Annotated in this window: 11 protein-coding genes and 1 riboswitch; all 11 genes read right to left on the bottom strand. The window is 48.2% G+C overall.

Annotated features, from left to right (window positions below; translation table 11 throughout):
* Nucleotides 1–15: 15 nt before the first annotated feature.
* Nucleotides 16–1,311 (bottom strand): adenylosuccinate lyase, encoded by a 1,296-nt coding sequence (gene purB, locus AC3WU2_RS26455; protein WP_492457942.1) that lies wholly within the window; start codon nucleotides 1,309–1,311, stop codon nucleotides 16–18.
* The gene (gene purK / locus AC3WU2_RS26460) at nucleotides 1,312–2,493 is read right to left on the bottom strand and encodes a 5-(carboxyamino)imidazole ribonucleotide synthase (protein WP_492457943.1); all 1,182 of its coding nucleotides are present in this window, start codon (nucleotides 2,491–2,493) and stop codon (nucleotides 1,312–1,314) included.
* A complete protein-coding gene (purE, locus tag AC3WU2_RS26465; RefSeq protein WP_492457944.1) occupies nucleotides 2,490–2,975 on the bottom strand; it encodes a 5-(carboxyamino)imidazole ribonucleotide mutase in 486 nt (161 codons plus the stop codon). Before purE ends, purK begins: the two co-directional genes overlap by 4 nt.
* Before the next feature lie 255 nt (nucleotides 2,976–3,230).
* Nucleotides 3,231–3,331, bottom strand: a riboswitch (purine riboswitch).
* Nucleotides 3,332–3,434: 103 nt separating this feature from the next.
* Nucleotides 3,435–5,582, bottom strand: a complete 2,148-nt coding sequence (locus AC3WU2_RS26470; RefSeq protein WP_492457945.1) for a DNA topoisomerase III — start codon at nucleotides 5,580–5,582, stop codon at nucleotides 3,435–3,437.
* A 412-nt stretch (nucleotides 5,583–5,994) separates the two neighbouring features.
* Nucleotides 5,995–6,429 carry a universal stress protein gene (locus AC3WU2_RS26475; RefSeq protein ID WP_018758434.1) on the bottom strand — a complete coding sequence of 145 codons (435 nt, stop codon included), beginning with the start codon at nucleotides 6,427–6,429 and terminating at the stop codon, nucleotides 5,995–5,997.
* 51 nt (nucleotides 6,430–6,480) lie between these two features.
* The gene (locus AC3WU2_RS26480) at nucleotides 6,481–6,759 is read right to left on the bottom strand and encodes a DUF1294 domain-containing protein (RefSeq protein WP_492457946.1); all 279 of its coding nucleotides are present in this window, start codon (nucleotides 6,757–6,759) and stop codon (nucleotides 6,481–6,483) included.
* Between the two features lie 43 nt (nucleotides 6,760–6,802).
* Nucleotides 6,803–8,740: an ABC transporter permease gene (locus AC3WU2_RS26485; RefSeq protein WP_492457947.1), complete on the bottom strand. Its 1,938-nt coding sequence runs from the start codon at nucleotides 8,738–8,740 to the stop codon at nucleotides 6,803–6,805.
* On the bottom strand, nucleotides 8,712–9,491 hold the full coding sequence (locus tag AC3WU2_RS26490; RefSeq protein WP_492457948.1) for an ABC transporter ATP-binding protein: 780 nt from the start codon (nucleotides 9,489–9,491) through the stop codon (nucleotides 8,712–8,714). Before AC3WU2_RS26490 ends, AC3WU2_RS26485 begins: the two co-directional genes overlap by 29 nt.
* A 103-nt stretch (nucleotides 9,492–9,594) precedes the next feature.
* Complete coding sequence (locus AC3WU2_RS26495) at nucleotides 9,595–10,710, bottom strand: sensor histidine kinase (protein WP_492457949.1); 1,116 nt, start codon at nucleotides 10,708–10,710, stop codon at nucleotides 9,595–9,597.
* Nucleotides 10,707–11,435, bottom strand: coding sequence for a response regulator (locus AC3WU2_RS26500; RefSeq protein WP_492457950.1), 729 nt, complete (start codon nucleotides 11,433–11,435; stop codon nucleotides 10,707–10,709). Before AC3WU2_RS26500 ends, AC3WU2_RS26495 begins: the two co-directional genes overlap by 4 nt.
* Before the next feature lie 43 nt (nucleotides 11,436–11,478).
* Entirely contained in the window at nucleotides 11,479–12,969 is a 1,491-nt protein-coding gene (locus AC3WU2_RS26505; RefSeq protein ID WP_492457951.1) for an FGGY-family carbohydrate kinase, read from the bottom strand.
* Between the last annotated feature and the right edge of the window lie 529 nt (nucleotides 12,970–13,498).

The following is a 13,498-nucleotide window of genomic DNA, read 5'->3' on the forward strand; positions in this document are numbered from 1 at the left end:
CCCCTTCTCCCTCTTCTATTCCAAGCCTAAGTTCGCAAAAATCGTATCGACATGCTTCAAATGCCAAGCCGGATTGAAAGCATCCGCGATTTCTTCGGCGTTTAACACGGTTGCAATTTCAGGTGTTGCTTCGATAATCTCACGGAAGCTGCGTTGCTCTTCCCATGCTTGCATCGCACGTGGTTGAACCGTATCGTACGCTTGCTCACGACTCATGCCTTTGTCGATCAGCTTCGTCATTACGCGTCCCGAGAACGGCACGCCATATGTTCTTTCCATGTTGCGCTTCATGTTCTCTGGCATCACCGTCAAGTTCTTCACGATGTTACCGAAGCGGTTCAACATATAGTTCAAGAGCATTGTCGCATCCGGCAAAATCACACGTTCAACCGAGGAGTGCGAGATATCGCGCTCATGCCAGAGCGGCACATTCTCGTAAGCCGATACCATGAAGCCGCGGATGACACGCGCAAGGCCTGAAATATTTTCGCAGCCGATTGGGTTGCGTTTATGCGGCATCGCGGAAGATCCTTTTTGGCCTTTAGCGAATGCTTCTTCTACCTCACGCACTTCACTCTTCTGCAATGCGCGAATTTCCGTTGCGAATTTATCCAAGCTTGTCGCGATCAACGCAAGTGTCGCCATATATTCTGCATGACGGTCACGCTGCAACGTTTGCGTCGAGATTGGAGCAGCAGTTGTTCCTAATTTCTCACATACATACTTCTCTACGAATGGGTCAATATTCGCGTATGTTCCGACAGCACCGGAAATTTTACCGTATTGCACACCGTTCGCCGCATGACGGAAACGCTCCAAGTTACGCTTCATTTCTTCATACCAGAGTGCCATCTTAAGACCAAATGTTGTCGGCTCGGCATGCACACCATGCGTACGGCCCATCATCGGCGTATGTTTGTATGCAAGAGCTTTATTTTTCAAAATGTCGATAAATTGGACAATGTCTTTCTCAATAATTTCATTCGCTTGACGCAAAACATAACCAAGCGCTGTATCGACAACGTCTGTCGAAGTTAGTCCGTAGTGCACCCATTTGCGCTCTTCCCCTAGGGATTCGGATACGGCACGCGTGAACGCGATGACGTCATGGCGTGTTTCTTGCTCGATTTCATAGATCCGATCGATATTGAAGCTTGCACCTTTGCGAAGTGCCACAACATCTTCCTTCGGAATGACACCAAGCTCCGCCCATGCTTCACAAGCACAGATTTCAACCTCTAACCAAGAATTGAATTTATTCTCTTCCGTCCAAATGGCTCTCATTTCCGGTCTGCTGTAACGTTCTAACATCTATTGATTCCTCCAAATTTGTGTTTTGTCGATCCATGCGAGGGCGTCATCCAAGTGATCTGCTAAGACGTTCACATGGCCCATTTTCCGTTTTTCTTTCGCTTCTTTTTTCCCATATAGATGAACTTTCGGAGCTACATTAAATGCCACAGCCGCCTCATCTTCCTGCGCCATATGCGTAAGCAGCGGTTCAACGTGCTCTCCTAGCACATTGACCATAACGACGGGTGTCAATAACATCGTGTCTCCAAGAGGTAAATTACAAATGGCCCGCACATGCTGTTCGAATTGCGATGTTCTACAGGCCTCCATCGTATAATGCCCTGAATTATGTGGTCTTGGTGCTAATTCATTTACGAATAATTCGCCATCTTCCGTTAAGAATAACTCCACCGCAATCAACCCGACGACATTCATCGATTCCGCAATTCGTATCGCCAACGCTTCCGCTTGATCTTTTACATCGAACGACACCCGAGCGGGGACAATCGATAGATGCAAAATATTGTTCACGTGAATATTCTCTGCCACCGGAAAAGCCTTCACTTCACCGCGAGGGCTTCGTGCTGCAATGACGGACAACTCCTTCGTAAACCGAATGAATTGTTCAAGCACAAGCTCTGTCTTCGCAGCCGCGAGGGTTGCATAAGCCTCGGGGATTTCATCCATCGAACGAATGACCCATTGCCCTTTGCCATCATAGCCGCCTGTTGCCGTCTTCAATACACAAGGCAATCCGAACCGCTCCACTGCTGCGCGAAGGTCCTCCTCGCTAGTAATCTCTGCGTAGGGAGCAACTCGCACGCCAGCCGCCTCAATTGCCCGCTTCTCCCGTAGACGATGCTGTGTGGTGTAAAGCAACTTACTGCCCTGCGGGACGTAGGATTCTGACATCAGCATCGCTGCAACTTCAGCATCCACGTTCTCGAATTCATACGTGATGACATCCGCTTTCGCCGCGAGCTGTCTCGCTGCATCCTTATCATCGTAGTTCGCGATGATCTGCTCCGCGATCTGCCCGCAAGGTCCATCCGGCATCGGATCCAGTGTCACGAATCGATAGCCTAGGTTGCTTCCCGCTAACGCCATCATTCGTCCCAACTGCCCGCCGCCAAGTACACCAATCGTTGAACCCGGGGCAATGATTTTCTCAGGCGATGTACTCACTCTCGATTCCATCATAGGGAATCACTGCCTTCGAGCACATGATCACGAATTGCATCACGACGCGTTTGCACCCGTTCTTGCACCGCTGGATCGAATGCGCCGATGATTTGCGCTGCAAGCAGCCCTGCATTCGTCGCGCCGGCATTGCCAATCGCTACCGTTGCAACAGGAATACCCCCCGGCATTTGTACAATCGATAAAAGGGAATCGAGACCATTCAAGGTAGACGACTTTACAGGTACGCCGATCACGGGAAGAATCGTCTTCGCTGCCACCATACCTGGGAGATGCGCTGCGCCTCCTGCGCCAGCAATAATCACTTTCAAGCCGCGCTCTACGGCACTCTCCGCATATTGGAACATCAGGTCCGGCGTACGGTGAGCCGATACGACTTTCTTCTCATACGCAATCCCCAGCTCATCCAGCATGTCGCATGCATGCTTCATTGTCTCCCAATCGGACTGACTGCCCATAATGACGCCTACTTGTACTGACATGTCATAACCCACTTTCTATCGATTCGGTAATGTATGAAAATGAATAAGGTCCTCGGATAGGCGTATACGTAAACAACCGTACACATTGTTCTATCTTCGGACCGTTTTTTTAGGAATAATTAAATGAAAGAGTCTAGTACACTCGCGTCACCGTCGATTCGTTCGTAGCAGCATCCCGCTCACAGAGCGCCAATCCCGCATCAATCGACAGTTCATTTCGACAGCAAAAACCCATAGTTCAATACTGTCTTCGCCAGATGCACAACTTTCACTCGTAGTCCAAAAATTTAAGGTCTTTGGGTAGAAACTTCGGGCCATATCCCCATAATTATACGAGATCATTTTATTCGTGGCTCGCCACTTTATATCCCTATATTATCAGTCCATTACATGAGATGTCAACTTAAAGACGAACATTTAAATGTTTACATTAAATTAAAGTTCGTATTTTCAGACAATTCACTCATTTCGTTCAAGCGCCGCGCGCAATGCATCGCCCAGACTCGAGCCCATCGATTCTTTTTTCTCGAACTGCTTCACGAGCTGCTGCTGCTCCCGCTTATTCACGCGACCGCCGCGTTCGCCATCCAGCACTTCGATCACATTACAACCGATACACTGTACGTACTTGCCAGCCTTCCCATCTTTCAATTCCATCTTCTTGTGGCATTGTGGACAACGTCGATTGGAAAGCTGCTTCTCGCCGGATCTCCGGTAACTGCAGTCCCCGCTGGAGCAGACGAGCATTTTACCGCGCTTCCCCTTCTTCTCCATCATCTTCTCGCCGCATTCTGGACATCGACTGTTCAGCAAGTTATGTGGTTTATACGCCGCATCACTTGTCTTTACACCACTCACCAGACTCTCCGCCATTTGGCGAATCCCTTTCATGAATGGCTCAGTACCGCCTTGACCACGTGCGATTTTCTCAAGCTCCTGCTCCCATTTCGCCGTAAGCTCAGGTGTTCGAAGTTCACTAGCAACAAGATCGATGAGCTGAACGCCTTTACCCGTCGGATGGAGCGAAGAACCTTGACGCTCAATCGTATCGCTTGAGACGAGCTTCTCAATAATATCCGCGCGTGTCGCAGGCGTCCCGAGACCGTACTTCTCCATTTGACCGAGCAGCGAGGCTTCGGTATACCGCTTCGGAGGCTGTGTCCGATCTTTACGGAGGTTCGCCCGCTTCAACTGAACCGTTTCTCCTTCACGCAAACTTGGCAGCAGCTGTGTACCCGTACGATCATCCTCACGCCCGGCACCCGCTTCATCCTCATCATCGTCCCAGCTATCTTCTTGCCCATACACTTCGCGCCAACCGCTCTGAATCACTGTTTTGCCACGCGTCGTGAACGTCTCACCTTCGACATCAATCGTTAAGGCCGTTAATTCATACTTCGCCGCCTGGTAGAATAATGCCAAGAATCGTCTTACGATCAAATCATAGAGCTTCCGCTCCTCATTCGATAACGCGTTCAGAATGACCGTCTGGTCGGTCGGAATGATCGCATGGTGATCGGATACTTTCGAATCATCTACCACACGACGCGTGATCGGCAGCTTGCCGCGCAAGAGCGGCTTGGCGATCGCTGCATAAGGCCCAACAGCAACCGAGCGAATACGCTCTGGAAGCGTGTCCGTCATATCACTGGATAGATAACGAGAATCCGTACGCGGGTACGTCACGAGCTTATGCTGCTCATACAGTCTCTGCAGTACGTTCGAAGTCTGCTTGGCAGAGAAGCCATACCGCTTATTCGCATCCCGTTGTAATTCGGTCAGGTCATACGCAAGCGGATGCGGCTCCGATTTCTCGGATTTTTTCACCGAGGTGACCTTGCCCTTCTTTCCGTCCACTTTGCCGCGCAAAGCCTCAGCTTGATTCGGTTCGAAAATTCGGCCGTCACCCTGACCTCCGCGTGGCCGCCACTGTGCCTGGAAACCATCGAACTCCCCTTGGAGCGTATGATATTCCGCAGAACGGAAGTTACGAATCTCATTCTCCCGATCCATAATCATCCCGAGCGATGGCGTCTGCACACGGCCCGCCGACAATTGCGCATTGAATTTACAGGTGAGCGCGCGCGTCACATTGAGCCCGATGAGCCAATCCGCCTCAGCACGGCAGCGTGCCGACTCATACAGACGGTTATACTGTGAACCAGGCTTCAAGTTCGCAAACCCTTCACGGATGGCCTTGTCTGTCTGTGAAGAGATCCAGAGCCGATGGAACGGCTTCTTCCATTTCACCATCGCCATGATCCATCGCGCAAGCAGTTCTCCTTCACGCGCCGCATCCGTCGCGATGATGAGTTCCGCCACATCCTGACGACCTGCAAGCTGCTGGACCGCCTTGAATTGATGCGATGTCTCGCGCAGCACCTTCAGCTTCATCTTCTCCGGCATGATCGGTAGATGCTCAAGCTCCCATGTCCGATACTTCACGTCATAATCTTCCGGCTCCGCCAGGCCGACCAAATGCCCGAGAGCCCAGGTCACAATATACTTGGGCCCCTCAAAGTAACTCTTATGCTTCTGGTGACTTCCCATCACCCTTGCTATTTCCCTCGCTACGGAGGGCTTCTCAGCCAACACTAATGTCTTCATTCCCTACTCCTTTACGGTAGTTCAAAAATCACCTTATTATCACGCAGGGTATCGAGAAGTGAATTCGACATCGAATCTTGCATTCAACTTCGAACAGCCTATGCTTACGAAGTATGTTTCCTCTGGAAACATTTCAGGTGCTCATTTAGTTTTCTCCTAAACTCCGCTCCTCCTCAAAGTTTTTCGAAGAAAAACTCTCTTCGGAAGTCTGGCTTCTGCTTCATCCAACCTTAGCTTATGCTTACGATGTAGTTTCCTTCGGAAACTTTCAGGTGCTAATAAGTCGATTTTTGAACCTTTATTTCACCTTATAAACCACAAGCTTATCCCCACCATTATAGCATTAGCCTGGGGTTATACATAACAAGCTGGCGCCTGATAAACAGACGCCAGCTTGTGTGATTTACGTTTATTATTTTATGACCAGGACCGGTACTTGCGTATGCTGCACCACATGGTGGCTGACGCTGCCGAGCACCCATTCACCGATCGGGCGCAAGCCTCTGCTGCCAATGACGATGAAGTCGATGGCGTGCTTCTTCCCAAACTCAAGAATCATCTGCGCAGGTGTACCTTGCTGGAGCTCTACATGGGTCTCATTCGCAAGGGATGCAACCCGCTGCTTCGCTTCTTCAACAATTTGTTCCGCAATCTCATACTGCTCCATGTTCACGCTGACGGGTACCGTTAGTACCGAATCCGCCATGTACATTTTCTTGAAATCATAGACATGCAGCACGAAGAGCTTCGCCGCTGGATTAAGCTTAAGCATGTCGATCGCAGATTCAAGTGCTTTCCTCGATTGTTCTGTTCCATCATAAGGCACTAACACGTTGTTGAATAACATACCTATCACTCTCTTCCAGTGTGAATTAAGCAGAAAGGATTCGGGAGTTTATCATACCGCCTGAAATAGATAACCATATACAATCACATTCACAAGAAATAATAGTGGCATACCTAGACGAAAACTCCAATGTTTCGTTTTATGCCGTTTACGCTGCATCGCAAGTATGGAACCTAATCCACCACCAAGCGCCGCAAGCGTAAATAAAGTACGTTCAGGCACTCTCTGCCTGTGCTTCTTGGCCCGGACTTTATCCGCCGCCATCACTTGGTAGCTTATGATATTCATCAAGAGGTAAACCACACACAAGACAATCTGTAATGAATTCATCCTATCCCCCAAATCTCGTACCTGCTGCCTCTATTATATCACACTAGAGCTCTCCCATCACGCGACGAAGGTAGTTTCGCTTAGCTGCCACAAAATATACAAATTGAACGCTTATGAAAATAACAGCCACAATGGAAGCATACCCCCATGTGCTTATGAATAACAGATTGCCAAGCGCCTTCATGGCGAAGGCAGAATGTATTAATCCGACAATGCATGGCAGGAAGAACAGAATCGCCACCTGTGCATTCACCACCCGCTTCATCTCCATCACGGTCATACCCATGCGAGCGAGGGCTCGGTAATGTTCCCGGTCTTCTTCAATCTCGGTGAACAATCGAAAATAGAGAATGCTCCCTGTCGCGATCACGAATAATAGACTTACGAAGATGCCGACGAATAAGGTAATCCCCGAGGTTTGCTTCACATCCAAATAGTAGGTCATGCGACTATCGAACATAGCTTTATCCTTTACCAGAGCCATCAATTTACGATTCGTCTGATCCGTAATCGTCTCCCAATCCTTTACTTCGAGCGCATAGTTCACGAACTTGTCCCGGTCTGCAATGCCCTGCATTACTGCATTATGCTGTTCCGAATTCATTACAATAAGCTGCGAGAAACCCGAGTCTCTGGAAAAAGGCGACCCACTGCGCTGCTCATCCACCGTGAGTATGAGCGGCTTGCCGTCACTTCGTATGCTTTTCACGACCTCCCCTGGATACACGGCTTGATAAGCACCCATATCATCAAAAGGCAGTACGAGCACGGCATGATCCTTCTCCACCTGAATCGACCGTTTTCCTTTATAGGATACGGCCTCATTATAATCGCGTTCCGAAATCACAAAGTTGTCCTGCACTCTCATATTTCCGTGGTCATCAATCAGCTCTGAACGTACCCTAAACCCTGCCGTATGCAGCGCGTAATCCAGTGAGTGCCCATTCTCCTGTAGAACACGAATGAACTCATCCGGATTGACAACCTCGTGTGTATTTAATCCCTGCTCCACATAGCTATAGGTCTGCGGAAAATTATTTTTAAACTGCGCATACGTCTGCCGGTCCATAATATAGGCCGTACTGGACGCCGTCAACACGACTGCACTCAGAATCGAGACCATGAATAGGACGCGTGCGTTATCTTTTACCTTGAAGAGCAGTTGACCGAGCGTGACAAGGTTCGTCCCATGATAACTGATTCGGCGGCTTTGCTGCAGTCGGTTCAGAATCGCAATGCTGCCTTGGGTATACAAGAAGTACGTCCCGATCATCACCAGCGTCATAATGGGCATGAAGAAGACGAGAGCTGTCTGCGCAGACATGATATAAGCCATGTAGTAGCATCCGCCAAGGCTGAGCACCGTGACGAGGAGCAGCCATTTCGACGCAATCGGCGGCTTCTTCGGCTGTCGCGACGCCTGAATCAGTTCAATAATCTCTGCGCGACCGACTTTCAATATGGAATAGACGGTTATCGTCAAGAACAAAAGGGTGAATCCGAGAGCCGTCTGCAGCACCGCCTTCATCGACACCGCAAATCGAAGCGGTAGCTCACTGCCAAGCAGCACCCCGATCCCCATATAGAATAGCTTGCTGAACATCAGCCCGAACACGATGCCGACCAAGATCGCAAGCGCTGAGATCAACATATTCTCCAGGAGGATCATCCATTTTAACTGCCCTGACGTCATCCCGCATAAGCTGAATAGACCGAATTCCTTCTTCCTGGTCCGGATAAATGACGTAATCGCGTAGAGGACGAAAAAAAAAGAAAAGACCATAACGATGACTTGGCAGATGATAAGACTGTTCTTCACGGATTTCGCGGCACGCATCACGCCGTGGATAATGTCGGGATGATTGAGGAACGACGCATAGATGAAGAAGACCATGACGGAGAAGACACTGCTCCAGAAATAAGCCCCGTAACGATGCCAATTGCCTTTAATATTATGAATGGCGAGTTCGCGAAAGGTCATCGAAATTGCCTCCCAACACGCTTAACGCATCCAATATCTGCTGAAAGAACGCTGGGCGGTTCGCACCACGACGAATTTCCGAGAAGAAGCACCCATCCTTAATAAATACAATCCGATCACAATAACTTGCGGCAAAAGGATCATGCGTGACCATCAAAATCGTCGCACGTATCTTTTGATTCAGATCTTTCAGAGACTCCATCACATCTTTCGCGGCTTTCGAATCGAGATTGCCCGTTAACTCATCGGCAAGAATAATCGATGGCGTATGAATCATCGCACGAGCAATCGCCGCACGCTGCTTCTGACCTCCGGACACCTCATACGTTCTTTTATCAAGAATATGTGTGATACCCAGCAGCTCAGCAATCGCCTGTAGTCGCTTATCCATCTCAGCAGCCGGCATCTTCTCAAGCGCAAGCGGAAGAATGATATTCTGCTTCATCGATAGCGTGTCCAGCAGATTGAAATCTTGAAAAATAAATCCGAGCTCCCTGCGGCGGAATATTGCTAGCTGTTTATTGCTGAGCGTTGCGGGATCCTTGCCATTAATATATACGCGGCCCGACGTAGGCTTATCGATCGTCGCAAGGATATTGAGCAGGGTTGTTTTACCGCTGCCTGAGGGGCCCATCACCCCAACGAACTCCCCTTCTTGGATCTTAATCCCGAAAGTATTCAACGCTCGATATTGAACGCTTTTGCTCGAACCATATATTTTACATAACTGCTCTGCTTGTAGAACGGTCATGAGTTGTCCCCTCCATTATTCATCCCTTATGTTTCTCATTATATGGAAAACAATCATGATCACCTATTGATCCGTCTTTCAAATTCAAATCCGATTTCTTACATTATTGAAAGATTGGCTTCTTCAATACTTCATGGTAGATCCCTGTGGATCGGAACCGGAGCGTAACCGTCGTACCTTCTCCCTCCGTCGATTCGAATGCAATCTGCGCACCAAGCTTCTGGATGACCTCATGCACCAAGAATAATCCCATTCCTGTTGACTCCGGCCCTTTTCTACCATTCTCTCCTGTAAAGAACGGTTCAATCACGCGAGGCAAATCATGCGCTGCAATCCCAATCCCCGTATCGATGACTTGTATGATTGTCTCTGCACCATCCTCTGCGCGTGCTGCACGAATCGTAAGCTGCTTCGTACCCGGTTTCAGCTTGGAATACTTAATTGCATTGATGATTAATTGGTTTAATATAAACCGCATCCACTTCTCATCTGTCTCGATCTCGATCAACGGTTCATCACATTCAACTTTTGGAAAAATCCCGCCATGAATACATGCCTTTTTGTGCTCATTAATGACTTGGCGAACCAATGCAATGAGGTCGATACGCTGTACATGAAGATCAAATTCAAATTTGTCCAATCTGGCCGTATGCAGCATCATTTCGAGTCCGAGGCGAATCCGTTCATTTTCCTCTTGGATACTCGTCAAGGCAGACTTCGTCTCTTCCAACTGTTCACTATTCTTCGTCTCTTGAATATGTAGATCAATCACAGACACCGGTGTCTTCATATGATGCACCCATTGGTTGGTAAAATGATGCTGCTGCTCCTGACTTAGCTGCAGTGCGTTCAATTGATCCATATATGCCCGATATTGATGATGTAGCGCCCCATGCGTCCATTTCTGTTCTTCGGTTGTCCCAGAAGCCATGTCAATGATCTCTTGCAGGTCAGGATTCGTATTGTTACTCATTTGAACCATCGTCATAAGGAATCTGCGCTGCCGCATGAAATCATATGCAAGCCCGAGACCGAGAATGAATGTCGATAAAATAAGCAAATAGATCAGGTTCTCTGGCTTCATGAAGCCGAGACCCTGACCTAACATATCTAACCAACTTAAGATCACCGTAAGAAGGATACCCACGTAATACGTGAAAATAAGGACAATTCGATCCTTCAAATAAGAACGGAGAACCTGCCGAACCATGCGTCTCATGACTGCGGTTTCCCCCATTCTTGCACGAACCGATACCCTTGTCCGCGTATCGTATCCACGGCATCCGTAATGCCCAGTTCCTCAAGCTTCTTCCGTACACGTCCTACGTTCACAGAGAGCGTATTATCATCCACGAATTGCACATCATCCCATAAGAGCTCTAACAACTCTTCCCGACTGACAATGATTCCTGGTGTGGACAACAGTCGTTGAAGAAGAAGACTTTCATTCTTTGTCAATTCCGTGCGCTGATCCTGCCAAGACAGGATGTTCCGCCCTCGATCAAGCTGCAATCCTTGATATTGGAGAAGAAGCTTATCTTCCTCCGATTCTTGATCTGCCGCCAGCGAAGGGGCATACTCACCATAAATACGACGCAAAGTACCTTTGATTTTGGCTTGGACGACATCCAGATCGAACGGCTTCGTAATGAAATCATCCCCGCCATTTTCGATCGCCATCACTTGGTCCATATTGCTTGTCCGGGCCGATACGAAAATAATCGGAACATTGGATACGGTACGAATTTGGCGGCACCAATAATATCCGTCAAAATGCGGTAAATTGATATCCAAGAGCACAAGATGCGGCTCATGTTCGATCACTTCCTGCTTAACCTGATCAAAATTCAATCCACGAATCACTTCGTAGTTATACTTTTCTAAATTCCTTTTTAGAATGGCTGCAATCTTGTCATCGTCTTCAACAATAAGAATTCGATACACCGCGTGTCATCCTCTTTCTGCAATTATATTCTGCTGTGTTGTTTTATAATTCCCAATTCCTAAGCGCTGCTTGAATCGGAACGAATTTATCCGTATAGAATTGTTGATACGCTTGATGCTCTTCTTCGGCGTAGCTAACACGTCTTAGGCTGGCTTCTTGCTGGATCGCTGCGACCGCTTCTTCCGCATTCGCATATTGCTTCGCTCCAATGGCAGCAATCATGGCTGCGCCGAGCACGGCAGCTTCATCAACTTCCGGTAAGATCAATTCGACACCTGATACCGCAGCTTTGATCTGCATCCATTGCTCAAGACGCGTTCCGCCGCCAATCACACGTACTTGATGAATGTGCTGACCTGTAACTTGTTCTGCGCTTCTACGGATGTATTCCTGCTGATAGGCTGTCCCTTCGAGCAATGCCTTAAGGATTTGTGGACGGCCATGACTTTTGGATAAGCCGATAAATGCTGCTTTGGCGCCTGAGTCCGGTGTCGGTGCTCCGCATCCTGAGAGATAAGGGTAATATAGGATGCCTGTAGGTCCTGGCAGGCAGGAAGCCACTTCGTCCTTCATCGTCATATAGTCTAATGTATTGACGCCGATAACCTTCCGGATCCATTCAACCGAGCCACCAGAAGATGAATTACCACCCATCCAGAAATACTGCCCAGGAACCGCATGGACCCCGTAGGACAACCCAGAGTGATATTCCTCAGCACCTAGTTTGCGTTCAGAGATGATCCCTACTAAAGTCTCGGCCGTTCCCATGGAGTTGTATACATCTCCAGAAGAGATTGCCCCAACAGCCAGCGCTGCACTGACATGATCATGTCCTGCGATCGCTACGACCGTATGAGCAGGCAATCCAAGTGTACGTACTTCATCCGTAACTTTCCCCAGAGGTGCTCCGCTTGGAACCAGTTCTGGGAATAAGTCTGGATTTACGCCAAAATGAGCGATGAACGCGCGATCCCATGATTTCGTATTCAAATCGAATGCATACGTACGTGCAGCTAATGTATAGTCGCAAGCCATCACACCAGATAAGCGGTATGCAATATAACCGGATACCGTCAACCACTTCCCTTGTTCAAGTGCTTGTGGATTGCGACTTTGAATCCAAAGAATTTTGGCCAGGCCCAGTTTAAAAGATAAATTTAATCCAGACTTCGTGAACTGTTCCATTGCGTCGGATTCGGCTGCAATATGGCGTGCCTGATCTTGTGAACATGTATCGAACCATGGCACGAATGTCGATTGCGGTTTGCCTGTCTCCTCATTAAGAATCAGCCCGCTCTCGGCCATACTCGTGATTCCGATCGAAGCAATTTGTGCTGCATCGACTTTGTTTGTAACTTCTTGAATCATACCCGCAATATCGTCCCACATCTGTTCGGGATCATAATACGAGAATCCTTCTTCATGCATATATGAAATTGTCGGACGGCTGGCAATTGCAAGCACTTTACCTTTCGCGTCCATTACGCCTACTTTACTGTTCGTTGTTCCTACGTCAATCCCGATCATCAACATATCATGCACCTCATCAAACTTGTAATTTACATATTCTGGATGTTATTGAATAGAGTTCTTTGTACCTTTGCTTTTAAACACAATAACACTAGGATATCGCAAATCGCATGAAGATGCACTTCATATTTTCGTTTTGACACATTTAATCTAACATTTATGAACTGTGGATAAATATTCGCGCGAAAACAACGCCATTCACATGCCGTGTATAAGCTGTGTGTGATGTGGATGAACCCGTGGATAAACAAGGGAATTGTGCATAATAACTCATGCTTGAATGTGGAAAAACCACGAAATGTGGAGCAAACCGTGGATAGTCTGCTATTTAGCTGTGGATTGAAGAAATTTGAACCTATTATCCACATGGATAACTCATTGCATTTCCATACGAGTTATTCACATGTGGACACAAAAAAGACCACTATCGAGAACTGAGTCTCAACAGCGGTCTTGCTGCTTGGCATCGTCCTACTCTCCCAGGACCCTGCGGTCCAAGTACCATCGGCGCTAGAGGGCTTAACGGTCGTGT

The organism is Paenibacillus sp. EB106-05-06-XG162 (assembly GCF_058791655.1).